Below are 26,357 nucleotides of genomic sequence, written 5' to 3'. Positions count from 1 at the left end.
GAATGCTTCTTTTCTTATTAGTGGTCTAACAATAGCAATTCATGTCTGTTAATTCTCAAAGCATTATCTTAATTTCGAAGCCAAACAAACGTTAGTTATGGGATTAACATCTTCACAAAAAGAGATCTTAGACAAGGCCATTGAAGCCTTGCATACTCGTGTTTTTCACGCACAATATCCTGAGCATCCATCTCCAAAAATCTATGGAGAAACTGCGGATGAGGATGGAAAAAATGCATTCAAAGCCCTTAGGAAAGGAAACTTTGAAGAATTAAAGCAAGAAGGAGCAAGTGAATGGGTCGGTGAAGAAGATTCTCCTTATTTCTTGGAACCAGTGGGAACCAAATACCCGGCCTTTTCTGTGGACACACTGATCGAACGTGCCGAAGGCGCTTTTCATTCTTGGAGAAAAGTTTCCAAAGATGACAGAGCATCCGTGCTGATCGATTCGTTAGAAAGATTTTCGAAGCGTTTCTTCGAGAACGCTTATGCTACAATGCATACAACTGGTCAGGGCTATATGATGGCTTTCCAGGCCTCAGGTCCGCATGCTGCCGACCGTGCCTTAGAAGCTATCGCTGCTGGTTATGAAGAACTAGGTCGTTTCCCTGAGTCTAATGTTTGGACCAAGCCTATGGGTAAGTACGACTTGGTAATCAACAAAGAATGGAGGGCGGTTCCTAAAGGAATTGGTCTTGTGATTGGTTGCTCTACTTTCCCAACATGGAATTCAGTACCGGGTGTTTATGCCGATTTGATGATGGGCAATTCTGTCATTGTTAAGCCTCATCCAGGCGCAATCCTGCCAATGGCAATTGTTGTGGCTGAGATTAGAAATGCCCTGAGAGATGCAGGATTTGATCCTGAGACTTGTCAATTAGCTGTTGACACCAAGGCCAACCCGCTGGCAAAAGAACTTGCAGAGCATGCTAAAGTTAAGGTTGTTGATTTCACAGGTAACTCTGAATTTGGATCATACCTTGAGTCATTGCCAAAAGCAGTTTTCACCGAAAAGACTGGAGTAAACTCAATCATTCTGGATTCAGTTGAGAACATTGACAAGGTCATTCAAAATATTACTTTCTCAGTAGCACTTTATTCTGGGCAAATGTGCACTGCGCCACAGAACTTCTTTATCCCTAAAGGCGGGGTTAAAACGCCAGAAGGAGTTGTTTCTTTCGATGAAGTGGCGCAAAAGTTTGCCGACTTTACCGATGGCTTAATAAACAACCCTAAGGCCGGACCATTTGTAGCGGGTACTATCCAAAACCCTGCAACAGCTGAAAGAACAGTAGGAGCGTCCAAAGCAATTGGTGGGAAGACTTGGTTAGAAACCAGAAATATTGAACAAAGCATTCCTTATTTCAAGAATGCTAGAACGCAAACCCCTACGGTCATTGAATTGACCGCAGGCGATAAAGACAAGTTCTCAAAAGAGATGTTCGGACCGATCGCTTTCTTAATCAAGACGAAAGACACAAAAGAGTCAGTGGCCCTAGCTAAAGAAATGGCAGAGTCTTACGGTGCCATTTCTTGTGGTGCTTATACTACCGATGCTGAAATGAAGGAATATATCGCAGACGAGATGTCCTTGGCAGCTACGCCAGTTTCTTTCAACTTGGTAGGACAGATATTTGTGAATCAAAATGCGGCATTCTCTGACTTCCATGTGACAGGAGGTAACCCTGCCGGAAATGCTTCATTCACTAACCCTGATTATGTGAATCGTAGATTTACTTGGGTGGGAATGAGAGAGCCAGCGTAGGTAATCAAGAATTAATAATTGTAATTGTAAATGAGTAATGAGCCATCTCGATAGGGGTGGCTTTTTTGTAGTCTCTTGTCAATTCTTCCCCTGAAGACCGTAATAGTTTTTGGTGTAGTAGAATAAGCGATTCAGTGGAATTTACTTTTCTTTTGATTCTCCAAAAGAAAAGACGACCAACCCGTCTACCGACAAAGGCAGGCATCAAAACCATCGAAGTGGAATTGTGCCCCTAGTGGTTACATCGGTCGATGGTCACGCTGATGTTGGATCTCCACGCACTCAGATCCGCCAACTTTCGTCATTATAAAGTCTTCGGCTAGAAATATTAATCTCCCTCTTTGAAGAGGGAGTGCCGCAGGCGAGGGAGTTGGCAGAGTTGTTCTCTTAGGGTTCCAGTAATCAAAATGGTTTTTTGGTGTAACTATCTCACACCCCTCCGCCCTTCAGGCACCTCCCCTTACAAGGGGAGGAGTTCATTTTTTCGTATAGGTCACAAAGTCAAAGGCGTATTGATGCCTGTCATCTGTCGGATGGTGAATGCGACCAGCTTCATGCCATTCCTCTTTATCGAAGTCCGGAAAGAAAGTATCTGCTCCGTCAATTTCTACATCTACTTCAGTGATCAACATTTTATCGACCATGCCTTTCTCGATGGAGTCTTTGTAGATAACACCACCACCGATAATGAAGACTTCTTTTAATGAATGTTGGACTTCACAAAGCTCGAATGCTTCTTCCAGACTGTGTACTACAAAGTGACCTTCTGGCGCTATGTAGTCCTGCTGTCTGGTGATGATGACAAAGGTTCTTCTGGGTAGAAGTCCTGGAAGTGAATCGAAGGTTTTACGGCCCAGAATGACAAAATGATCTACAGTAACCTCCTTGAAAAACTTAAAATCATCAGGCAGTCTCCATAGTAAGTCATTGTCTTTTCCTATGGCATTGTTCTTGGCTTTGGCTACAACGATTGTCCTGATCATAATGTGTTCCCTAGTAAAAATGATTTGATGTCCATCCGTTTTTTGCCTTCCATTTGTAGTTGGGTGATGGCTATTGCATTGCCACCGGTTTGGATATGCAAGTAAGACTTGTTGTCTGTTTCATAGTCACCTGGCTCTTCACCAACGCTGGTAAAGTCTAATTTTTTGGCCCCAAAAATCTTGAACTTCTTTCCATTTAGATGTGTCCAGGCCGCAGGATATGGCGATAAACCACGAATGAAATTATAAACCTCTTCGGAAGATTTGGTCCAGTCAATTTCGCAGGTTTCTTTAAAGATTTTAGGTGCGTGTTTAATCTCCTGACTTGTATCCTGAGGTTCTTGAGGGTAATCTCCCGATTCAATGGCACGCACAGTTTTGAGCACCAGCTTGGCACCCTTTTCCATTAAGCGACCATATAAGTCTCCAACCGTATCATCTTCTTCGATAGGCTCTCGATCCTGAAAAATGATATTACCCGTATCAATCTCATGCTTGAGAAAGAAAGTGGTTACGCCAGTTTCCTTTTCGCCATTGATAATGGCCCAATTGATCGGGGCAGCACCTCTATATTGTGGAAGCAGGGAGCCATGCAGGTTGAAAGTGCCTATTTCAGGCATGTCCCAGACAGCTACAGGAAGCATTCTAAAGGCCACCACAATCTGTAGATTAGCATTATAGCTTTTCAACTCCTCTAGAAATTCTGGCGACTTAAGGTTGGTAGGTTGAAGCACAGGGATTCCTTGAGCGACAGCGTAGTCCTTCACTGGAGTCGTTGCTAACTTTTGACCCCGACCTTTGGGACGGTCTGGCGCAGTGATTACAGCTACTACATTGTAACCGTTTTCTACCAGTATTTGCAGGCTTGGTACTGCAAACTCTGGTGTGCCCATATATATGATTCTTAGATCAGTCATCTATTTCAATCCGTCATTCCGGAATTTTTCTTTTTAAAATCATCATAAAAGAAAAATATCCGGAATCTCATTTATGAGAAGAGATACCGGATAAAAAGATCATACTTCAAATATATGACCTTTTTTCCGGCATGACGCTGTGGTTATTCTTCAAAATCAGGGTAAAGTAAATACTTCTTGCGCATGGCTTTATAAGCCTCAAGCTTAGGCTGCCATGTGGCTTTAATCTCTTCTTCAGACCAACCTGCTTCTACCTGCTTTCGAAAATCTTTAGTGCCAGAGAGTAAGTCAATATAAGACCGAAAGAAGGTGGTGTCATCCTTGATGTCAGCATGATAATCCAATAGATACTTCAGCGTCAACTCATGAGGTGCCTCCGTATCTCCAAAATATTGTCCGAGGCAAAGTTTGCCTTCCATGGGTGGGTATTTCGAACCTGCATTGGGTTGAGGTGTAAAACTAAAGGTTCCTTTGGAATAGTCAGGGTGCCCAATTACTTCAAATGGAAAGTCGGTTCCTCTACCCACACTAACAACCGAGCCTTCAAAGAATCCAAGCGTTGGGTAGAGTGCAATCGCATTGTCGGTTGGCAAATTAGGGGATGGTTTAATCGGTAAGCTGTATGTCGAGTTATGATCCCATCCCTTCATAGGAATTACCCTGAGCTTACTTTGAACTCCGTTTTCCAGCCAACCTTCACCGTTAATCATTTGTGCCAATTCTGCCACAGTCAAACCATGGACAATGGGTATGGGATGCATAGCGACAAAACCTTTGATATCGTCATCTTTCACAGGCCCGTCAATGTACATGCCGTTAGGGTTTGGGCGATCCAGAACAATGACTTCTTTACCATTCTCGGCAGCCGCTTCCATTACATAGTGCATGGTGCTGATAAAAGTATAAAACCGAACGCCCACATCTTGAATGTCAAAGATTAAGACGTCTACATCTTCCAACATTTCAGGGCTTGGCTTTTTCGTACGGCCATAAATGGAAATGATCGGCAGGCCGGTTTTCTCATCCTTAGCATCATCGATTTTAGCACCATCTGGAGCCTCTCCACGAAAACCGTGCTCCGGAGCCATGACTTTGACAACATTAACACCCCTTGAGAGCAGCGTGTCTACCAAATGAGTGTTGTTGATGACTGAAGTTTGATTAACAACTAGCGCAACTCTTTTGCCTTCCAGAGCAGGCAGGTATTCGTCCACTCTTTCTGCACCAAGCTGGAGTTCTTGCGCATTGGAACAGGCAAAAACAGAAAAAATGCACAGGGCGAGCAGTAGTCGAATCATTCGCTTCGTTTATATTTGAGGAATTGCGTCAAAATTAACCATAATCTTGAACCTCCCTTATTTCATTTCTAAAAGAATCAATACTACAGATAAGGGTAGTTTCTCCTCTATTATCCATCGGGTAGCGATTGCAAGTGTTGCACTGGGCATTGCGATTATGGTCATTTCATTTCAGGTCTTAGGTGGTTTTCAGAATAACATCAAGGATAAGATATTCACTTTTTCGGGACACATTCAGATCAAGAAGTTTTCTCTTAACAACTCTTATGAGGAGGAGCCGATCATTGTAACAGAAGAGCGAATGGAAATGCTAAAAAATGACCCTTATGTCAAGCATATCCAGGAGTTTGCGCATAAACCGGGTCTGATTAATCGAGATGGAGAAAATTTTGGACTAGTCTTCAAAGGAATTGGTGATTCATTTGACCGCGAAGCCTTCAGCGACTATATGGTGGCAGGAGAGATTCCAGTCTTCGATTCTACGGAGTTGGTCACCAATACCGTAATGCTGAGTCAACGGATGGCTGATAGAATGAATGTGGAATTGGGCGATCGCTTGGTTACCGTATTTATCATGGACCCTCCAAGAAGGAGGAGTATGTATGTGACGGGTATATTCAATACGGGGCTTGACAATTTCGATGAACAGATTGTCATTGGTGATATCAATATGATCCGAAGCCTCAATGACTGGACTGCCGATCAGGTAGGCGGGTACGAAGTTTTCGTCAATGATATCGATCGTCTGGACGAAGCGGATGATTCAATTGTTCAGAAAATCAGTGTGGAGCATTATACCGAAAAGGTGAGTGAGAAATTCGTCCAAATTTTTGATTGGTTAGGCTTGCTATCTCAAAACGTCTATATCCTCATTACCCTGATCTTGTTTGTCGCTTGCTTCAATATGGTTTCAGTACTTTTTATTCTAATCATGGAGAGGACTCAGATGATTGGTTCCTTTAAAGCCTTCGGGGCAACGAATCGTTTAATCAGAAGAATATTCGCTTACAATGGAGTCAGGTTGGTGATTAAGGGCTTATTGTTGGGTAACGTGATTGCCATTGGCTTTGGAGTCTTACAGTATTATTTTGAGTTGATCCCTCTAGAGCCTTCTACTTATTATATGGATCATGTGCCGATCGACTGGAACTGGTTCAGTACAATAGGTATTAACCTGTTGACTTTGGTAATTGTAGGAATGGTCTTGATTATTCCGACAGCCGTGATTTCAAGAATTAGCCCTGTCAAGGCTATTCGCTTCGACTAATTCCGGAGTTGCCTCCATATCTCTTCTGTATGAACGGAAAAGACTTCCAATTTTGATTTGCATCACTCCAATGACGGCCTCTTTGATAATGCCTCCACTCATTTTTGATGTGCCTCTGGTGCGGTCCGTAAAGATGATCGGCACTTCTTTAATTTTGAAGCCATACTTCCAGGTGAGGAATTTCATTTCAATCTGGAAGGCATAGCCCATAAATCTGACTTTGTCCAGCTCGATCGTTTCCAAAACACTTCTGTGGTAGCATTTGAAACCAGCCGTTGTATCATTAATTGGCATCCCGGTTACTATTCTTACATAATGGCTGGCAAAGTAAGAAAGCATTACCCTGCTCATGGGCCAATTGACCACGTTAACTCCTGTTACATACCTGGAGCCTATGGCCATGTCGTTGCCATCTTTTTTACAAGCAGAATAGAGTCTGTTAAGATCTTCAGGGTTATGCGAAAAGTCAGCATCCATTTCAAAAATGTACTGATAGTTTCTTTTCAAAGCCCAGCGAAAGCCATGGATATAAGCGGTACCGAGTCCTAGTTTTCCAGAACGTTCTTCAATGAAGATACGATCAGGGTGCGCTTCCATTTTTGTCTTCACGAGCGCGCCAGTGCCATCAGGTGAACCGTCATCAACAATGAGCAAATCGAAGCCCGAGGGTTGAGACATAACTGCCTCGATCATCTCTTCGATGTTCTCCTTTTCGTTATAGGTCGGTATAATAACTAGGCTATCACTCATGTGAGGGACACAAATCTAATATAATCTCAAATACAGCCTTCAGGTCGTGAAAATTAATTTACTTTAAGCTGTTGGTAAATCAGTGAGTGGTTGAACGTCTTACTCGTAACAGAGTTCTCGATTACCTCACAATAACTGTTAAATGAAAAAAGCTGTATTTCTAGATAGGGATGGGGTGCTTAATGAAGAATTGGGTTATCAGGTCACCTCTATGGCAGATTTCGAAATCAAAGAAGGTGTTACCGAAGGCTTGAAAATGCTGAAGGAAGCTGACTTTTTATTGATTGTAGTAACCAATCAAAGTGGTATAGCTAAGGGTACTTATGACAGCACTTTTGTGATGGACTGTCACCAAAAGATTCAAGATGCTTCCAACGGTGCTTTAGACGATATATACTTCGCTCCAGGCTATGATTCAGTCAGTAAGTCTTTGTCCAGAAAGCCAGGGTCATTGATGTTTGAAAGAGCCATTGCCAAACATGACATTGATGTAAACAGATCATGGATGATAGGTGACCGCGAAAGCGATATGATTCCAGCAAAGAAGGTCGGCTTGAAAACTATTCAAATTGCCTTAGATGAGCCTTCCCCGTTGGCCGATCATGTAGCAGAGAATTTTCTTCAGGCCGTGGAGTCTGTCCTTAAAGCATAAAAAAGGCGGATAAGAATATCCGCCTGATCAATATCTATTCACTTCTAAGTCCCTCTGTAGGAGCGGTGGTCATTACCTTACGAACCTGTGAAGAAATGGTGGTTAAAACCATGATTACTACTATTACAAAAGCAATAGCAAATGGGATAACAGTGATCGGCTTATGAACTTCATAAACTGTTTCAAAAAGTGTACTCATTAGTAAGTAACTGATCGGCAAACCTAATACAAGGGCTACTGATAGAAATATCACAAACTGTTTATTGATTACAAAGGCCAAGTTTTTAAGTCCAGCTCCAAGTGCTTTTCTAATACTAAATTCCTTGGTTCGGCTTGCTACATTGAGTGAAACCAGCCCATATAACCCTAGACATGATAGGATGATGCACATCGAGGCAACAATTCGCATGAGTTTGCCGTGCCCGTCAATTTCACGGAAGTAGTTTTCAAGTGTAGCCTCTTGATAGAATCCACCAAAGGGCTTTTCTGGAAATAGCTCTGCCCACTTGTCTTCCAGGGCTTCATAAGTCGCAACTAAGGTCCCAGGCTTTACTCTCATGGAAACAAAGGTGTATTCGTCCTCCGGACTGAGTTTGATGATCATTGGCTCGATTTCTTCGGAGAAGTTTTCTTGGTGAAAGTCTTTGATAATGCCGATAACCGCGTAACTCAATGTATCTGACTTGAAACGTTCTCCAAGAGCACCTTCTGGGTTTATCACCCTGGCCATTCTCTCATTGACCAATACATTTTGAAAGTCTGCCTCGCGTCCCTTTTCAAAAGATCTGCCTTCGATAACTTCCAACTCCATTGTTTCGATATATTCTGGTCCCACTTCCAGTGTTAGGATGTCCAAGTCTTCTTCAAGAATTTGGATCTCCATTCTGGTAGCGCGTCTACTGAGGTGATGTTTCGATGGAGCGATAGACTCAATATTTGCATTTGATTCCATTGCCGCCATGAGCCTCATAGCTTCAGTGGCAGGGAAGACATTGGCACTTATGGTAGCATCTTCATTATAACCCCAATCTTGACTTTTCTGGAATGCTGTATTCTGAGTAAACATGATGCCGCCAACCACCGCAATACAGGCTAGTATGTATTGGAAAGTTAGAAATACCTTAGTCATCTTGTTTTTCCCACCAAACTTCAATCGCCCTCTGAAGATGTGTACTGCACTGAAATTAGAGATATAGAGGGCAGGGTAAGCACCAGAAGCGAGCCCAGTAAAAACAACCAGAACCAAAAGGAAAACCCAAAGTGATGGTTGTGCAATGTCGAAGTCCATTCCAATGTCAAACATTTGGTCGAACCCTGGTATCAAGACAGTAACTCCAAGTATGAATCCAAAGACTAGAGCGACAAGCGTCAGGAATACATTTTCGGAAAGAAACTGGAAGACCAAAGACTTACGCGTACTGCCCATGACCTTACGTACACCAATCTCTTTGAGTCGCTTGGTAGCCGAAACGATCGCAATGTTGATGTAGTTGAAAATGGCCAATACAAGTATGAAGCCTGCGATAATTGATAGCACCAAACTTCCTACGCCATCGGTACTTCCGGTAATGGTATTTCGCATATCATCACCTTTGAGGTAAAGATCATTCCATGCAAAAAATCGGAAGGCCGTGGCCGGATAATCTTTTCTTACTTCGTTCTGCAGTGCCACGTATTGCTGAACATTATCTGTAATATTGCTAATTGCCGAATGATCGTCAACCTGAATGAAGGTTGCATCTAAAAATCTTGCCCAATCATTAAGGTCCACATTGGGGTCTACCTGCTTGAGCTGATCGAAGTTGACCAAGACGCTGAAGGACATACTACGTTTGTAAGGGAATTTTTTGGCAACTCCGGCTACTTCGAAGGTGTATCTTTGAGATCCGAATTCGAAGGTCATCGATTCGCCCAGTGGGTTTTCATCTCCAAAGTACTTTATGGAAGTATTCTCACTGAGGATTATTTTATTGGGCTCATTCAGCGCAGATTTATCCCCCCATTTGAGAGGGAAAGTGAACATGTCCAGATATTCTGGATCAACGAAACTAAAGTTCTCATTGAATACATTGCCGCCACTTTTTAGCACACCACCTTTTCTTTCTACCCGAATGACTCGCTTAATCTGCGGAAAATCATTCATCAGTATTTGGGCAAAAGGGGCAGGTGTAATGCCATACTGAGCTTCCTGGCCACTTCTGTTGAGAAATGAGGTGGCCATGTAGATTTCATCTTTGTTCTCATGGAATTGATCAGTAGTGTATTCCATGTCTACAAAAGCGTAAACCATAATAGCCACGCCCAAAGCCATGGCCAACCCGAAAATATTGATGAACGAAGAAAGCGGACTACGTTTAATGGTCCGCAAAGTAGTTTTGAGGTAAGATTTTAGCATGTTGTGTTGAGTTTTGACCTTTCTGAAAGGTTAGATGCTAAAAGCTAACCGAGGGTTGCACCTCCGTATTATTTTTTAATGCAGGTAAAACTCCTGTCTCCGGCCGCTAGTGTGACCGAAACAACCTTACCCTTTTCGTCACGCTTGAAAGTGGCAATAAGCCCGCCTGTTTTTAATAACTCGAATTCGTCTTCTCCTAAGGCCATTAAATCTGCCTTTGGCTGAGATTTGTCTGTCGGTTCAGCCTGCAGACCATTGTCGGCATCATATGTAACGGTAACATCAAAGCCGAAATCTGATTTGTTATCAAAGGTGTACTCTCCGGCATACTCCTTGGTCGAATCTTCTTTTTTCTCAGTCTCTTGTGCGAAGGCAATCGAACTGATGGCTAGTGTAAGACAGATAAGGACAGCCTGTCTTAATGATCTTGATTTCTGTTTCATGATTTTGAGTTTTCATTTGAGATGAGCTCATAAGAAAAAAGGTTACAGTTTGAACATTCCACACAATAAAAACTAAAAAAATAGTTATTAAATCGATAAGCCAGATTGGCGAGGCAATTTTCTATATTTAATAAGGCGTATTTCCCTTCAATTATTAATCATTTTTAGCATGTCCAGAAGTTTCAAATTAACCATCTTCAACCTTGTGTTAATGCTCTTGATTGCTGCCTGTAGCAGTAAAAAGGAGTCTTCTAGTGACCTTGACAGGCGGGCAGATGAGCAATTTACCGCTTATGTTTCTTCTTACACATCGGGTCAGGTTTCTTCCAGATCCTTTGTAACTGTTCAACTGGCGAGTGAGGTGTCAAAAGAGTTTCAGAAGCTGAATGCATTGACCTTTTCGCCATCGATTAGTGGAGAGGTCAATTGGTTAACAGATCGGGTGATTGAATTTCGTCCAAAACATCCCCTCAAGAATGGGCAAGCGTATGTGGCCAAGTTGGACCTTATGGCCTTGGGTTTCGAATTAGAAGAAGGAAAAGAGGAATTTCAATTTGGCTTTCGAGCAATTCCACAAGACTTTGATTTTAGAATTACAAGTATTGTAAGCGATACCAATGACCCAATGAAAAAACAGGTGGTCAAGGGTGAGTTGCAGACTGCTGATGTGGCAGACACATTGAAGCTCAGGCAAGCATTGACCGTCAGACAACCTGGTGCGACCTTGGAGGTGCAATGGGACTTCGATCAGAACGCAGGGACTAATCACGCTTTCACCATTTCTGGAGCGGAACGTAAAGAGGAGGGTTCTAAGTTGAGCTATCAGTTTGATGGGACATCTATTGGTGTTGTAAGATCCAGTAGGGGAACGACTGACATTCCTGCTCTTAATGACTTCAAGGTGGTCGATAGTAAGGTCTTCAAAGTAGGTAGTCCATACGTTCTGTTGAGCTTTTCAGATCCTTTGAATGAGGCTCAGGACCTTCATGGTTTGATAACGCTGGAGGATGATGATAATCTCAGGTTTTCGGTCTCAGAAAATCAAGTGAAAGTTTACACCTCAACTAACTTGACGGGAATCAAGAGACTTTCGGTATATCCTGGAATTAAGAACAAGCTGGATTACAAAATGGAAGATGGCTTTGGTACCAATGTCTCTTTTGCCCAGACCAAACCAGAAGTAAAAATCGTCAATAAGGGAACCATTTTACCGAGTACAGATGGTTTGGTGTTGCCCTTTGAAGCAGTCAATCTCAGGGCGGTGGATGTTACTGTGATCAAAATCTTCGAGGATAATGTAGTTCAGTTTTTACAGGCTAATAACCTAAATGGAGGTGATCGCCTGAGAAGTGTTGGCCGTCCGATCCATGAAAGCCGTGTGATTCTTGATGAATCCAATTTATTGGATCTATCAGGGTGGAACCGGTTTAACTTGGATATCTCAGAGCTTGTCAATACAGAGCCTGGAGCCATCTATCAAGTCAGACTGAGCTTTAAGAAAGCTTATTCCCTATATAATTGTGGTGAGGGCGCACTGGATGAATTGCCTCTGGAAGGTGAGGTTGAAGAAGATAATTGGGAAGCTAACAGCGGTGAAAACGGAGGGGCATATGACAGCTATTACAACTACAGCTATAATTCAAATTATAACTGGAGTGAACGAGATAACCCTTGCAGTGATAGTTATTATTATGGCACCAACAGGATGGTAAATACCAATATTCTGGCTTCCAACCTTGGGCTCATTGCCAAGATTGGTAACAATAGAGAACTGAATGCCTTCGTCTCAGACCTGAGAACCACCAAGCCGATTTCGGGTGCAGAGGTCCAAGTGTATGACTTTCAACAAACTGTAATCGAGAGCCTCACCACCGATGGCGAAGGAAAAGTAGCCTTAGACCTTGACCGAAAGCCTTTTCTACTTGTGGTGAGTAGAGGTGCCGAAAAGGGATATCTAAAGCTTTGGGATGGCCAATCACTCTCTTTAAGCAACTTTAACGTGGGTGGAGCAAGAGTCGAGCGTGGTATCAAAGGTTTTATCTATGGCGAGCGGGGCGTTTGGCGGCCTGGTGACAATATCTACCTCAACTTTTTATTAGAAGACAGTGAAGCCAACCTGCCGGAAGATCACCCTGTAGTAATGGAACTGGTCGATCCATCTGGCAATGTGAAAGTTAGAAAGGTAGAAACCAGCGGATTGAATGGTTTCTATCATTTCCCACTTAAAACTGAAGACGATGCACCTACCGGTAATTGGCTGGCAAGGGTTAAAATTGGAGGTACAGAATTCACTAAGAGAATTAAGGTTGAGACCGTCAAACCCAATCGCTTAAAGATTGATTTGAAGTTTGACAAGGACAGGGTTTTAGCCGGAGGGAGAGCCCTAAGTGGCGACTTGAATGTACAATGGCTCAGCGGTGCCCCAGCCAAGAACCTTAAAGCCGAATTCGATCTTTACCTAAATCCTACCAAGACGGTATTTGAGGATTATCCCAACTATATGTTTGACGATCGGGCAAAGGAATTCCAGTCCGAAACCCAGCGAATTTATAGTGGTACTATTGATGCCAAGGGACATGCTGATGTCAATGTCTCCTTAAACAAGAAATCCAACGCACCAGGTATGTTAACCGCTACTTTTAGTGGTAAAGTGTTTGAACCGGGGGGCGACTTTAGTATTGATCAGTTCAGCATTCCATTTTATCCCTACGAAAGTTTTGTTGGGATAAAGAAGCCCGAGGGAGATAGAAGAGGTCAATTGTTAACGGATGAAGACCATATGATGCAGATCGTTTCTGTGGATGCTGAGGGAAATCCTTTGGATAAGAAAGGACTTGTATTAGAAGTTTTTAAACTCAATTGGCGTTGGTGGTGGGACAGGTCATCAGATAATCTTGCCTATTACATTAGTCGTAATTATAACCAGCCCTATGATCGGCAAAGGGTAGAAACGGTTGATGGCAAGGCATCCGTCAAGCTAAATATTCCTAATCGTGATTGGGGTAGGTATTACGTCCGGGTGCGAGATATAGAATCGGGTCATTCAGCCGGGGCTATCACTTATTTTGATTGGCCAGGTTGGGCTGAAGAGGGTAGACCTGGTGGGGCTGCATTGCTCAATTTTTCTACAGATGCGGAAGACTATAAGGTTGGTGAACCCATTACACTCAATATTCCAGCAAGTGCCGAGGGGCGTGCCTTGGTAAGCATTGAGAATGGCAGTAAGGTAGTGGCTTCTTACTGGGTCGATACCAAAGAAGGAGCCAACGAGTTTGTTTTTGAGTCGACTCGTGAAATGGTGCCTAATGCTTACGTTCACACAACACTATTGCAACCCCATGCACAGACTAGCAATGATTTGCCTATTAGACTTTATGGGATTGTACCTGTTAATATCAGCGACCCAAATTCGAGATTAAAACCTGAGATTTCACTGCCTGATGTATTGGAGCCTGAGTCACAGGTAGAAGTAAATGTGTCAGAGCAGAATGGTAAACCCATGACCTATACCATTGCTGTGGTGGACGAAGGTTTATTGGATATTACTCGATTCAAGACCCCTAATCCTTGGAATACATTCTTTGCACGTCAGGCCTTGGGTGTGAAAACCTGGGACGTTTATGATGATGTAATCGGTGCTTATCATGGAGATTTATCTAGGCTCCTGGCACTCGGAGGTGATGGTTCTGGGGCTAGCCCTGAAAAGGTTAAGGCTAATCGATTCAAGCCAGTAGTAATGCATTTAGGGCCTTTTGAGTTAGAAGCTGGTGAAAAGGCCTCTCACAGTTTCCAAATGCCAAATTATGTAGGTTCAGTGAGAACCATGGTAGTTGCGGGACAAGATGGTGCTTATGGTAAAACAGAGCAGGCAACACCAGTGCGAAAGCCATTGATGGTTTTGGGTACGCTCCCGAGGGTAGTAGGGCCAGGTGAGAAGATCAAGCTTCCTGTTTCGGTTTTCGCCATGGAGCCAGATGTGAAAGATGTGGAGGTGAGCGTTAAGGGAAATCAGCTATTGAAGATTGTTAATGACCAAAATCAGTCTTTGAAATTCGAAGAGATTGGCGATCAGGTTGTTGATTTTGAATTCGAGGTAAGCGAAGCCATTGGTGTTGGCGAGGTGGAAATTGTGGCTACTTCAGGAAGGGAGCGAGCGACTTACAAGGTAGAGGTGCAGGTTAGAAATCCCAATCCAATCATTACAGACGTCTCGGAGTTTACGCTTCAAGCAGGAGAAAGCCTAAACAACAGTTTTGACCAGGTCGGGATGGCTGGAACGAATGAGTTCTCTTTGGAGCTAAGCATTATCCCACCAATTAATTTAGGCAAGCGACTGAGTTATCTCATGCGTTATCCTCATGGGTGCATTGAGCAAACTACATCTTCTGTCTTTCCACAACTGTTCTTAAGTGATATTACCGAGCTGTCTGAACGAGAGGCCACCGATGTTCAAAGGAACGTGAAAGCGGGCATCGATCGGATCGGGAAATTTCAGACCGCAACAGGAGGTTTCGCCTACTGGCCAGGTAATAGTGATGATAATGATTGGGGAACCAATTATGGCGGAGATTTTCTATTGGAGGCCAAGGATAAAGGTTACTTCGTTCCGTCAAAACTCCTGAACGACTGGAAGAAATATCAAAGAAAAAGAGCACGTAGTTGGAGCAGATACTCAGCTTATAATGATGACTTAGTCCAAGCATATCGATTATATGTTTTGGCAAAAGCACAAGCGCCTGAGTTGGGAGCGATGAATCGATTGAGGGAAGATGATCGACTCAGCTTAGAGGCTAAGTGGCGATTAGCGGCCGCATATGCTTTGGTAGGGAGAGCACAGGTAGCACGAGAAATCATTGATCAATTACCTACCCAATCGCCCAGAAAATCCAATTACTACTACTACGGATCAATGGTTCGAGACAATGCGATGATTCTTGAGACCCTGGGCCTATTGAGTATGCAGAACGAAGGATTGACACTGATGAGGTCAGTAGCTCAGGCACTCAGTGAAAGGCGATGGATGAGCACACAAACCACTGCTTATGCCTTACTCTCAATTATCAAATTTGCCGGGGTAGATAAGACCAATGGTGGTGTAGAAGCCAGTTATCAGATCGATAACAAGGCTACTCAGGAAGTCAATACTTCCAGACCGATTATTCTGATCGATACTCCTGTAACCGGAACAGAGTCAGTTAATGCCCAAGTAGAGAATAAAGGGGCTGGTGTCCTTTTCGTTCGAGCGATTAAAAAGGGTCAACCCCTAACGGGTCAGGAAAAGCCTGCGGAAGAGGGACTGAGGCTGGCTGTCACTTACTCTGATCGGAATGGTAATACTATTGATCCTAATACCTTGGATCAAGGTGCTGACTTTTTCGCTGAAGTATCCATTTTCAACCCTGGTACCCGTGGGGTCTATAAGGATCTTGCGCTGAGCCAAATCTTCCCTTCAGGGTGGGAGATTCTAAACGATCGTTTGAACGAAATTCCAGGAGTGGTGCAAAAGGTAGACTATGATTATCGTGACGTCAGAGATGATCGAGTCTTCACCTATTTTGACTTAAGGCCGAATGAGCGAAAGAAGTTCAGAGTTGCTTTGAACGCTACTTATGCCGGTCAATATTACTTACCAGCGGTTAAAGTGGAAGCGATGTATGACGATACCATTAATGCCAGAACTTCTGGCCAATGGGTAAAAGTTGAGAGAAGCGATAATTGATAAGGCTCATAAAACGATATCGTAAGGTCCTGCTGATCGTTGCCTTTTGCACAAGCCTTATATACTACTATGCTTTACCGAAGGTGCTCTTTGACGATCCCTATGCCACAGTGGTCAATGACTTCAGAGGTGAGCTGATGTCTGCCAGAATTGCATCAGATGGTCAATGGAGATTCCCAGAAATTGAAGAGATCCCGGAAAAGTACGAAAAGGCCCTTTTGCTCTTTGAAGATCAGCACTTTTATAAGCACCCAGGAGTAAACCCTGTTGCCCTAGGTCGTGCCTTGTGGCAAAACGTGAGTGAAGGCAAAGTCGTGAGTGGTGGTAGCACCATCACCATGCAGGTTATACGCCTTGCACGAAAAGGGAAGGGCCGTTCCATTGGTGAGAAGCTCATCGAAATGACGCTGGCCACACGATTGGAATTGAGGTATAAAAAGTCAAGCATATTGAAGCTTTATGCCTCTCATGCTCCGTTTGGTGGAAATACGGTCGGACTCAGTGCAGCTTCATGGCGGTATTTTCAACGTCCACCTGAGCATCTCTCTTGGGCTGAGTCTGCCTTGTTGGCCATTTTACCTAACCAGCCCTCGTTGCTCTTTCCGGGTAGAAGGAATGAGAGATTAAAAGCAAAGAGAGATCGACTTCTAGATCGACTCTATGGTGAAGGCCATATGGACCTGACTTCTCTGGACTTGGCCAAGGCTGAACCCTTACCAGACGGGCCTAGTAATCTACCTCAGAAGGCTGATCATTTTTTGAACTACATATCCAGCAATGGCAAAGCAGGAAAGGTGACAAAATCTACTATTGATGGTCACCTGCAAACCAGAGTGACTAATGTGCTGAATGCCCACCATCAATTGTTGAAAACGGATGGTATTCATAATGCTGCGGTGCTGGTCCTTGATGTCAAGGAAAACAAGGTCATCAGTTATAATGGTAATGTGTCAATTGCGGGTAGTGAACATGCGTCATACGTGGATGTAATTCAAGCCCCAAGAAGCACAGGTAGTTTGCTAAAGCCAATCCTCTATGCAAGCTTATTGGATGAGGGTATGATTTTGCCAAAGACCTTGATCCCTGATGTGCCGACTTTCTATTCGGATTTTGCCCCTAAGAACTTCACCAGAAAATATGATGGGGCCGTTCATGCCGATATGGCTATTTCCAGGTCTTTGAATGTGCCCGCGGTAAACATGCTGAAACAATATGGCTATCCTCGGTTTCATCAGAAGCTGAGGGGTTTGGGGATGAGCACTTTGACTCAGCCTGCCGATCATTATGGGCTAGCAATGATCCTTGGTGGTTCTGATGGTACGCTTTGGGATATGGCGAATATCTATGCGGGCATGTCAAGAACGCTTTCTGACTTTCAGGCAAACAGGTCCTCATATAATACTGCCAGTTTCGATTTTGCAGATTACTCCGTAAAGCAGGGAGAGGTAGGAAAGTCGAAAGATGATTCAATGTTGAGTGCTTCTTCCATTTGGTTTGCTTTTCAGGCAATGCTTGAGGTCTACCGTCCTGATGAGGACTCTTCTTGGAAAATGTATTCAAGTTCAAGGAAGGTGGCATGGAAGACAGGAACCAGCTTTGGTTACCGCGATGGTTGGGCCATCGGGGTAACACCAGAATACGTGGTAGGTGTATGGGTAGGTAACGCAGATGGTGAGGGGAGACCTGGTTTGACAGGTATCAAGGCTGCTGCTCCTATAATGTTTGATGTTTTTGATCTACTGCCAGAGACCAGTTGGTTTTTGCCACCAAGATCAGAGCTTACTACGGCTGCGGTAGATCGTCAAAGTGGTCATTTGGCTTCGCCATATTCTTCCGAGGTTGATACGGTCTTCATTCCAAAAGTCGGTTTGAGAACAGCTGCTAGTCCTTACCACCAAAGGGTGCATTTGACTAAAACAGGAGACTTCAGGGTGAATGCTGCTTGCTACCCTCTGAATGACATGATTGCTAAGAACTGGTTTGTATTGCCACCCAAGCAGGCTTTTTACTTTAGAAAGAAGAACCCTACCTATCAGGAATTGCCTCCATTACTGGCTAATTGTGCTGATGAGGAACTGTCTTTGGTAGTAATGGATATGATCTACCCTGAGCAAGACGCGACACTCTATATTCCTATTCAGCAAGATGGAACGAAAGGCCAGCTTATTTTTGAGGCGACACATCGCAAGCAAGACTCGGAATTGCACTGGCATTTGGATGATACCTACCTAGGGAGTACAAATACTCAACATGTAATGGGTTTGCAACCAGTACCCGGTGATCATGTGGTCCGAGTTATCGATTCGGATGGGAATGAATTGGTAAGGTCTTTTAAGGTGCTCTCGAGGGAAGGGGATGAATAACCGTGCTTATTACAACCTATTTTTATTGAGTGGTGTCAACAAAGAGAGTCCAAAGGTAAAACAAATGAAAACATTCAAATGCATATTAGTGGTACTGACCTTGGTCATCTTCAGCTCTTGCGGAGAAGAAGATACACTACCGGAGTCGTGTTTAGAGGCAGGAGAAATAATTCTCACGGTTGAAAAAGGTGTTGGCTCCATCAAAGAAGAAAGCGGTCAGCGTATCATCACCTATTTCATTCCAGGAACCACAGATTCGTTCAGAGTAGGCGTGGTTTGCAATGACTTGTTTCCTGATTTCTTGATTACTGAGGAAACTCAAGTGCGATTCTCAGGCCATTTCCGCAGTAATAACAATCCTGTTGGAAATGTATTGGCCTTTGGAGATAACAGTATTGATATTTTGGAACTCACTTTTATCGAAGATATTACAGGTTCCGATTGATGCAATTTTCAAGTCGTATTTAGAAAAGAATAAAAAAGACCTCATTTACGAGGTCTTTTCTTTTAACTCATTTCTGGTTTAAGCCGATCGGCAAACATGGCCCTCAACTTAGCAACTTTTGGATCTATAATGGCCGTACAGTAGCCTTGACTTCTGTGTTCGTTATAATAGTTCTGATGATCTTCTTCGGCTGTATAATAAGCTCCTAATGGGCTTATTTCTGTCACGATCGGATCGTCAAAGTAATCCTTCATCTCTAAAACAACTTCTTCCGCTATTTCCTTCTCTTTTTCATCCTGAAAGAAAATCACAGATCGATATTGTGTTCCCTGATCGTAACCTTGTCGATTCAAAGTAGTCGGATCATGAGTTGAGAAGAAGATCCTTAGTAGATCAGCATAATCCAATACTTCCGGATCGTAGGTTATCTTAATCACTTCTGCATGTCCTGTGCGTCCCGAACAGATTTCTCTGTAGGTCGGGTTTTTAATTGCACCACCAGAATAGCCAGATTCAACATGGCTTACACCTTCGACTCTCTGAAATACTGCCTCAGTACACCAAAAACAACCGCCACCAATAATGGCTGTTGCTTCTTTATTATCATCCTCCAGCAGTTGCATAGAAGCCGAATTGATACAATACCTCAAGCCACTTGGCTCTGGTCCATCAGGAAACACATGTCCCTGATGAGCATCACAGGTATTACACACCACTTCTACTCGAGTCATGCCATAGCTAGTGTCTTTTATATAACCAATAGCATTTTCTTTTACAGGCTGGGCAAAGCTAGGCCAGCCGGTTCCTGATTCGAACTTCACTCTTGAGTCAAATAAGGGTGTTCCGCAACAGACACAGCCATATAGTCCTGGCTCATGCCTTTCGCAAAAAGCTCCGGTGCCCGCTCTTTCGGTACCTTTGAGTCTTGCAATTTGAAACTGTTCTGGGGTGAGGATTTTCCTCCACTCTTCTTCAGTTTTTTCAACCCTACGGTCAGGGCTGGGGTTGCCATTATTGGCAAATTTGATCACATCAATCCACGTGAGCATATTATTCCTTTCTTTAGCCGAAAGAACAAATCTATGAAAGGATTAGTTTGAATTTGCAATAATAATTTAGTCATGAAAATTGGGATAGATTACGGAAGCAAGTTGGCAGGTACCACGGTTATCGCTTATCGTGAGGAAGGGAAGATTCATCTTGTGAAATCAGTCAAGAATAAAGATGCTGACTTGATGATTCTGGAATTTGTGAAGGAGAACAATGTGAGTGTCGTAGGAATTGATGCACCTCTGTCCTTGCCTGGTGTTTATTCTCAGCTTATAGGGTATAATGATTACCATTATCGCGCTTGCGACAAAGCCTTAAAGGCGATGTCTCCAATGTTCTTGGGTGGTTTGACAGCAAGAGCTATGAAGCTTCGATCGGCTTTAGTAGCCAATGATATTGAGGTCTTTGAAACGTATCCCGTGAAGGCTGGTAATTCACTTTTTACTGAGGACGAGGGTTATCGTAGTAAGACTCCAGATTATGAATCAATGTTGGATACTTTAAGCAAAATGGGGATAACCTTGGCCAAAGACTCTAAGTTGGAATCAGGTCATGATTTAGATGCAATTTTAGCCCTAGACATAGTGGATAGAATAAACAAAGGAGATGCTAGTGTAGCAGGAGACTCAAAAGAGGGAGTGATCTATTATTAAGACTTTTCAGAGACCTTTTCCTCGATGTATTCTACAGCTTGACCTACTGTTTGAAGTCTTTCTGCATCGCTATCTGGTATGCGAATATTAAAGGTCTGCTCAAACTCCATTACGATTTCGGCATAGTCAAGGGAGTCAATTCCCAGGTCTTTTATGAAATTGGCATCGGTAGTTGCCTCGGTTGGAGCTATGCCTATTTTCTCAACAAGTATTTGAATTACTTTTTCTAGCGTATTGCTCATTAGGGGGTATTGAATGAAATGATTTCGGAAGATAAACGATTCCTTAAAATAATTAAAACCTCAACGTAAATTCTGTGCCTTCGTTCATGACTGATTTAACAGTAATGGCACCACCATGTTTTCTCATAATCTGCTTGGACAAACTGAGTCCAATACCCGATCCTTGCTTTTTGGTTGTAAAGAAGGGTATGAAAATCTTACCCAATGCTTCTTCGTCAATACCTACACCATTATCTCTGATTGTCAAGGTGGGTCTTCCATATTCATTTAGAAAGGCATTAACTATGATCATTTTCTCACCACTATTCTCATCAAGGGCATGAATGGCGTTTTGTAGCAGGTTGATCAACACTTGATCAATCAACTCCTTATCAATATTGAACATTAAGCCCTGAGGTTGGATATTCAATCTAAAGTCAATGTTCTTAGCGGCTATTTCATGTTTCAGAAGAAGACTAATATGATCCAGTACTTTTTGAACTTCTATTTCTTGAAGTTTTGGCTCAGGAATTCTTGTAAGGTTTCTGAAATCAGATACAAAACGAATCAAACCTTCGCTTCTACGTTTGATGGTCTGTACTGCTAGATAGATGTCTTCTAACTCTTCTTTTTCAATTGGGACATCGTCTTCAATATTGTCGACTAAGTTTTCTTCGACCGTGGCGGCTAATGAGGATAGTGGCGTAACTGAATTCATAATCTCATGTGTCAGTACACGGATTAGGTTTTGCCAAGCCTCCATTTCTTTCTCTTCCAGTTCGCTTTGGATATTCTGTATGGAGACTAGCTTAAACTCTTCACCTCTTAAAACCAACTCAATCACGTATACCGAAAGTTGAGTTCTATTGCCTTCATTTGTCAATTCAATCAAAGCGCTTCCTCCGGTCTTAAGCTTTACTAGAGATTCTACGAGCTTGGCGCTTACCTTGCTGAGCTCGAAAATATTTGTGAGTGATTCTATACCAATGAGTTTTTTAGCGGCACTGTTAATGATCTGTATATCGCCTAACTTATTAAATGTGATTAAGCCAATGCCAACGTGCTGTACAATGGTTCGGAAGTAATGATAGTTTGCTTCTTTATCGGCACGAATTTCCCTGAATTTTTTAATCACGTTGTTGAACTCTTTGTAAAGTTCATTCATTGATTGTCCGCGCCCATGAGTAGGGTAGGTGGTTGTGAAATCATCGTATTTAATAGAGCTCAAAAAGCCTGCAATCTCACGGTTTGTTTTGTCGATAGACCGAATAAGAAAGTAGGTCTGGATGGCGATCAGCATGATCAAGAATGTACTGTTGACATTATTGGGCACTTCAAATACCACATATGCTAAAAGCATGATTGAACCGATCAGTAATACTATTCGGAGTACTAAGAGTAGCCGAATGTTCTTAAAGCCCATGCTTTTCTAAACGTCTGTATAGTGATGCACGGGTAAGTCCCAATTCCTTCGCTGCCTTAGATATGTTACCAGAATGTTTATTTACAGCTTTGAGGATTACGTTCTTCTCTACATCATCGAGATTCAGGTTATCTGCTGTCTCAGTCTGGCTGTCAGTTTTTTGCACCAAGAAGAAGAAATCATCAGGCATGAGAATGTTGCCATCACTCATGATGATCGCTCTTTCTATTGCATGCTGTAACTCACGGATGTTTCCGGGCCAAGGGTACTTGCTGAGCTTCTTCATCGTGGAAGAGGCCACTTTCTTTTGAGGTTTTCGGTATTTGTCGCAGTAAACCTTAACAAAGTGTTCAGCGAGCAGATTAACATCATCTTGCCTTTCTCTCAAAGGAGGTAAGTGCAGTTCAACGGTATTGATTCTATAAAGTAAATCTTGCCTGAAGGTGTTTTCGGCCACCATGTCATATACTGGCATATTGGTCGCGCAGATAAGGCGAATGTCAATATCCATAGGTTTATTGGAGCCAATCCTGGTTACTTGCCTTTGTTGAAGAACGGAGAGGAGTTTGGACTGAAGAGGCATACTTAAATTGCCAATCTCATCTAAGAAGAGAGAACCACCTGTTGCTACTTCAAATCGACCTGCTCTGTCTTCCTTGGCATCCGTAAATGCTCCTTTTTTATGGCCAAAAAGTTCACTTTCAAATAAGGTTTCGGTTATGGCACCCATATCAACGCCCACAAAGACATTGTCTTTTCTCAACGAACGCTGGTGGATTGCTCTGGCGACCAATTCCTTACCCGTACCATTCTCTCCTAGAATCAGTACGTTAGCATCAGTACCGGCAACTTTGTCAATTATGCTGAAGACATTCTTCATTGCAGGACTATCCCCAATAATATCTTTGAAAGGCTTATTGATATCGTCCTCTAATTGTTTTTTGGCACTTTTGAGCTTGTCTACTTCTTTGTAGGACTCTTTGAGTTTAATGGCAGCCGATAGTGTACCTATCAGTTTTTCGTTTTGCCAAGGTTTTAGTACAAAGTCAGTGGCACCCTCCTTAAGCGCTTTTACGGCCATTTCAACATCACCAAATGCGGTAATTAATATGACGACAGCCTGTGGATCTGCATCAAGAATTTGCTCTAACCAATAAAAGCCTTCCTTACCACTCGTTATGTCTTTGCTAAAATTCATATCGAGCAGAATGACATCATAGGTGCCATTGTTCATTAGAAAAGGAATCTTCTTAGGGTTTTTTTCGATGATTACTTCTTTTGCATGTTTTTTCAGCAGCAGCTTTGCAGCGATTAACACATCTTCATCATCATCTATAATTAAAATTTTGCCTAATTCTTTATCCACAGTGTCGTTAGTTTATTCAGATGGCGTTCTTTAAGCCTAAATAGTGCCAACAGGGCTAAAAGGCCTAATATATAGTTTTTCGGTGGTTGTGTGTCCGAAAATGTGACAAAATATGATCGAAAATGGACATCTCTAAATATCTAAGAGGACTGGGATAAACACCTAAGATGGTGAGCGTGCAAGAGTTTTAATATGAAGTTTAAGGGTGAATTGTAATTATTAAAGGATGAGTTTTATATAAAGAGTACGTACATGTATCTAAAAACCGATGAAATAAAAAAACACAATATTTAGGGAACTAACATTTTGCAGAAGTGATTAAAGTACATATATTGCACACGTTGTTTTGAATTAATTTAAATATTAATTCAGATATTTTGAGTTTTTGACCTTTGGGCTCGGTACTGACCATACTGAGCCTTTTTTTATGCCCTCCCCTCAATAGTTCTTATTATAAAGTGTTCGAATCCGATCAATTCGTGTGTTATAATTGTACACTTTGAAACCTCTTACATATTCCAAATAATTTGTAACTAATTGTTTTTCAGTTATTTAAAAAAGTGGCACCCTTGTTGTCTGTAGCTGGCCGGATTAGAAAACACTTTAACAACAGCAATGGATAAAAAAATCAAAAAGAAAACATTCACTACCAAAAGGGTCGTCACAATACTTGGTAGTGCTGGATTAGTATTCCTTATACTATATGTTTTTGTTTTTGCCGATAAGGCTTCAAAACTCAATGTCGATTCAGAGAAAATCAGTATGGCCACAGTGGTTGAGGGGCCATTTCAAGAATACATACCTATAGAAGGTACAGTTCAACCAAAGGCTACTTTCTTCTTGGATGCGAAGGTTGGTGGTAATGTCCAAGAGAAATTTCTCGAGGGAGGTGTAGAGGTTCAGAAGGGTGATACTATTCTGAAGCTGGAAAATAGCAGTTTGGAAATGCAGTACATCCGGGAGCAAACCCAGACGAACAGGTTGACGAATGAGATTGAGATCGCTAACAACAATTTGACACAATCATTATTTAGATCAAATGCACAGGTGATTGCTATTGATTTTGATATAGATGAAGCAAAAGACATTTATACACGAAATCAACAACTCTGGAAGGATAAAGTGATCTCGGAGCAAGAGTACCTGAACTCAAAAAGAAGATACGACAGGTTGATTGCCACAAGAGCAAATACGATCAGACAGAAGGAATTTGACTCTATTAACTCCATAAGTCAGGTAAGCCAAAATAAACAAAGACTTATCACTTCTCAAGAGAGTCTGAAAATCGTTGAAGGACAACTAGATGACCTTTTTGTTACAGCTCCAGTTGGAGGTCTGTTGTCTACTGTGAATGCTGAAATTGGACAAAATATAAACCAAGGTACTACAATCGCCCAAATTGATGATTTAGAAGGCTTTAAGATTGAGGCAAATGTCGATCAGCATTATTTACCAAGGGTTTATGAAGGCCTTGTAGGTACTTATGACTTTGCTGGCTCTACTTACTCTTTAGAGATCAGAAAAAAATTCCCAGAAATTAACAATGGTACTTTCGTAGTTGAAATGGTAGGCGATGTGCCTGCGGGCGTTAGAAGGGGACAAACGATCTCTATTCGACTTCAACTAAGTGAAGAAAAGAACGCTATTCAAATTCCCAGAGGAAGCTTTTTCCAGACTACAGGTGGTAACTGGATATTCGTTGTAGACGAGTCTGGAACTGTAGCAACAAGAAGACAAATTAGAATTGGAAACCAGACGCCACGTCATTATGAAGTGCTTGAAGGTTTACAACCTGGAGAAAAAGTCATATTTTCATCTTACGAAGGATATGATGACAAAGACAAATTAATAATCAAACAATAAATTAATTCAAACAACCGATAACTTTTTACATTATGGAAAATGGTAAAAACATTATTACTACAAAAGGTCTCAAGAAGTTCTATTACACTGATGAGATCGAAACTACTGCACTAAACAACGTTAATCTGGCGATTGGCGAGGGAGAATTCGTGGCAATCATGGGTCCTTCTGGTTGCGGAAAATCTACTTTACTTAATATCATTGGTCTGTTGGACAACCCTTCTGAAGGTGAGTTCTATTTTTATGATGAAGAGGTCTCAAAATATTCTGAAAGACAAAGAGCTGAGCTTAGGAAGAAGAACATTGGTTTCGTATTCCAGAGCTTTAACTTGATTGACGAGCTTACAGTTTATGAAAATGTTGAGCTTCCTTTGATTTACTTGAAGTACCCTTCTGCCGACAGAAAGAAAAGAGTCGAAGAAGTGTTAGAGACTATGCAGATTATGCACAGAAAAGATCACTTCCCTCAACAGCTTTCTGGTGGTCAGCAACAAAGGGTTGCCGTAGCAAGAGCTGTAGTTGCTAAGCCAAACCTTATTCTTGCGGATGAGCCTACTGGTAACTTGGACTCAACTAATGGTCAGGAAGTAATGACTTTGTTGAGCGACTTGAATGCTAAAGGAACAACGGTTGTAATGGTGACGCACTCCGCTACTGATGCAGAATATGCGCACAGAGTGATCAACCTATTTGATGGTCAGGTAGTTTCTGAGAACATCAATTCCAAAGAGAACTCTCTAGTTTAATAATATTCCCTTTTACGGGTTTAAATCATCCGCTTGCC

19 protein-coding genes are annotated in these 26,357 nt (G+C 42.4%); 9 read left to right on the top strand and 10 right to left on the bottom strand.

Annotation, left to right across the window (positions count from 1 at the left end):
- The first annotated feature begins 97 nt into the window (after positions 1-97).
- Complete coding sequence (paaN, locus tag BFP97_RS09940; RefSeq protein WP_069842270.1) at positions 98-1,765, top strand: phenylacetic acid degradation protein PaaN; 1,668 nt, start codon at positions 98-100, stop codon at positions 1,763-1,765.
- Positions 1,766-2,241: 476 nt separating this feature from the next.
- Here the strand turns inward: paaN and BFP97_RS09935 are convergent, their stop codons facing one another.
- The 3 genes from BFP97_RS09935 to BFP97_RS09925 all read right to left on the bottom strand — a co-directional run bounded on the left by BFP97_RS09935 (position 2,242) and on the right by BFP97_RS09925 (position 4,963).
- Positions 2,242-2,748 (bottom strand): dihydrofolate reductase, encoded by a 507-nt coding sequence (locus BFP97_RS09935; protein ID WP_221406598.1) that lies wholly within the window; start codon positions 2,746-2,748, stop codon positions 2,242-2,244.
- Positions 2,745-3,665, bottom strand: a complete 921-nt coding sequence (gene fmt, locus BFP97_RS09930; RefSeq protein ID WP_255399438.1) for a methionyl-tRNA formyltransferase — start codon at positions 3,663-3,665, stop codon at positions 2,745-2,747. Before fmt ends, BFP97_RS09935 begins: the two co-directional genes overlap by 4 nt.
- Before the next feature lie 143 nt (positions 3,666-3,808).
- On the bottom strand, positions 3,809-4,963 hold the full coding sequence (locus tag BFP97_RS09925) for an exo-beta-N-acetylmuramidase NamZ domain-containing protein (protein ID WP_069842269.1): 1,155 nt from the start codon (positions 4,961-4,963) through the stop codon (positions 3,809-3,811).
- A gap of 46 nt (positions 4,964-5,009) precedes the next feature.
- On the opposite strand from BFP97_RS09925, the gene BFP97_RS09920 reads away from it, so the two are divergent.
- Positions 5,010-6,230: an FtsX-like permease family protein gene (locus tag BFP97_RS09920; RefSeq protein WP_069842268.1), complete on the top strand. Its 1,221-nt coding sequence runs from the start codon at positions 5,010-5,012 to the stop codon at positions 6,228-6,230.
- On the opposite strand, the gene BFP97_RS09915 is transcribed toward BFP97_RS09920, so the two are convergent.
- Positions 6,192-6,980 (bottom strand): polyprenol monophosphomannose synthase, encoded by a 789-nt coding sequence (locus tag BFP97_RS09915; RefSeq protein WP_069842267.1) that lies wholly within the window; start codon positions 6,978-6,980, stop codon positions 6,192-6,194. The two genes, BFP97_RS09920 and BFP97_RS09915, sit on opposite strands and share 39 nt — an antisense overlap.
- Positions 6,981-7,122: 142 nt before the next feature.
- Between BFP97_RS09915 and BFP97_RS09910 the strand changes: the two genes are divergently transcribed.
- On the top strand, positions 7,123-7,632 hold the full coding sequence (locus tag BFP97_RS09910) for a D-glycero-alpha-D-manno-heptose-1,7-bisphosphate 7-phosphatase (protein WP_069842266.1): 510 nt from the start codon (positions 7,123-7,125) through the stop codon (positions 7,630-7,632).
- A gap of 34 nt (positions 7,633-7,666) precedes the next feature.
- Here the strand turns inward: BFP97_RS09910 and BFP97_RS09905 are convergent, their stop codons facing one another.
- Positions 7,667-10,027 carry an ABC transporter permease gene (locus tag BFP97_RS09905; protein ID WP_069842265.1) on the bottom strand — a complete coding sequence of 787 codons (2,361 nt, stop codon included), beginning with the start codon at positions 10,025-10,027 and terminating at the stop codon, positions 7,667-7,669.
- Between the two features lie 68 nt (positions 10,028-10,095).
- Positions 10,096-10,470 carry a DUF3471 domain-containing protein gene (locus BFP97_RS09900; protein ID WP_069842264.1) on the bottom strand — a complete coding sequence of 125 codons (375 nt, stop codon included), beginning with the start codon at positions 10,468-10,470 and terminating at the stop codon, positions 10,096-10,098.
- A gap of 169 nt (positions 10,471-10,639) precedes the next feature.
- Between BFP97_RS09900 and BFP97_RS09895 the strand changes: the two genes are divergently transcribed.
- The 3 genes from BFP97_RS09895 to BFP97_RS09885 all read left to right on the top strand — a co-directional run bounded on the left by BFP97_RS09895 (position 10,640) and on the right by BFP97_RS09885 (position 18,997).
- Positions 10,640-16,189 carry an alpha-2-macroglobulin family protein gene (locus tag BFP97_RS09895; protein WP_069842263.1) on the top strand — a complete coding sequence of 1,850 codons (5,550 nt, stop codon included), beginning with the start codon at positions 10,640-10,642 and terminating at the stop codon, positions 16,187-16,189.
- Positions 16,186-18,552 (top strand): penicillin-binding protein 1C, encoded by a 2,367-nt coding sequence (gene pbpC / locus BFP97_RS09890; RefSeq protein WP_069842262.1) that lies wholly within the window; start codon positions 16,186-16,188, stop codon positions 18,550-18,552. The genes BFP97_RS09895 and pbpC overlap by 4 nt, the downstream gene beginning before the upstream one ends.
- Before the next feature lie 64 nt (positions 18,553-18,616).
- Positions 18,617-18,997: a hypothetical protein gene (locus BFP97_RS09885; protein WP_139135257.1), complete on the top strand. Its 381-nt coding sequence runs from the start codon at positions 18,617-18,619 to the stop codon at positions 18,995-18,997.
- 62 nt (positions 18,998-19,059) lie between these two features.
- Here BFP97_RS09885 and BFP97_RS09880 read toward each other — a convergent pair whose 3' ends face one another.
- Positions 19,060-20,046, bottom strand: a complete 987-nt coding sequence (locus BFP97_RS09880; RefSeq protein WP_069842260.1) for a bifunctional methionine sulfoxide reductase B/A protein — start codon at positions 20,044-20,046, stop codon at positions 19,060-19,062.
- A gap of 72 nt (positions 20,047-20,118) precedes the next feature.
- On the opposite strand from BFP97_RS09880, the gene BFP97_RS09875 reads away from it, so the two are divergent.
- A complete protein-coding gene (locus BFP97_RS09875) occupies positions 20,119-20,700 on the top strand; it encodes a DUF429 domain-containing protein (protein WP_069842259.1) in 582 nt (193 codons plus the stop codon).
- On the opposite strand, the gene BFP97_RS09870 is transcribed toward BFP97_RS09875, so the two are convergent.
- Genes BFP97_RS09870 through BFP97_RS09860 form a run of 3 tightly spaced genes read right to left on the bottom strand, consistent with a single transcriptional unit; the run spans position 20,697 to position 23,710 of the window.
- On the bottom strand, positions 20,697-20,942 hold the full coding sequence (locus tag BFP97_RS09870) for an acyl carrier protein (protein WP_069842258.1): 246 nt from the start codon (positions 20,940-20,942) through the stop codon (positions 20,697-20,699). The two genes, BFP97_RS09875 and BFP97_RS09870, sit on opposite strands and share 4 nt — an antisense overlap.
- 52 nt (positions 20,943-20,994) lie before the next feature.
- The gene (locus BFP97_RS09865; RefSeq protein WP_255399437.1) at positions 20,995-22,281 is read right to left on the bottom strand and encodes a sensor histidine kinase; all 1,287 of its coding nucleotides are present in this window, start codon (positions 22,279-22,281) and stop codon (positions 20,995-20,997) included.
- 52 nt (positions 22,282-22,333) lie between these two features.
- A complete protein-coding gene (locus BFP97_RS09860) occupies positions 22,334-23,710 on the bottom strand; it encodes a sigma-54-dependent transcriptional regulator (protein WP_069842256.1) in 1,377 nt (458 codons plus the stop codon).
- A gap of 615 nt (positions 23,711-24,325) precedes the next feature.
- On the opposite strand from BFP97_RS09860, the gene BFP97_RS09855 reads away from it, so the two are divergent.
- Positions 24,326-25,573, top strand: coding sequence for an efflux RND transporter periplasmic adaptor subunit (locus tag BFP97_RS09855; RefSeq protein WP_069842255.1), 1,248 nt, complete (start codon positions 24,326-24,328; stop codon positions 25,571-25,573).
- Positions 25,574-25,623: 50 nt separating this feature from the next.
- A complete protein-coding gene (locus BFP97_RS09850; protein WP_221406640.1) occupies positions 25,624-26,319 on the top strand; it encodes an ABC transporter ATP-binding protein in 696 nt (231 codons plus the stop codon).
- Positions 26,320-26,357 lie beyond the last annotated feature (38 nt).

This window comes from Roseivirga sp. 4D4 (assembly GCF_001747095.1).
Lineage (GTDB): Bacteria > Bacteroidota > Bacteroidia > Cytophagales > Cyclobacteriaceae > Roseivirga.
The sequence above is the reverse complement of the archived record's forward strand: the minus strand, read 5'-3'. Positions and strand labels throughout refer to the sequence as shown.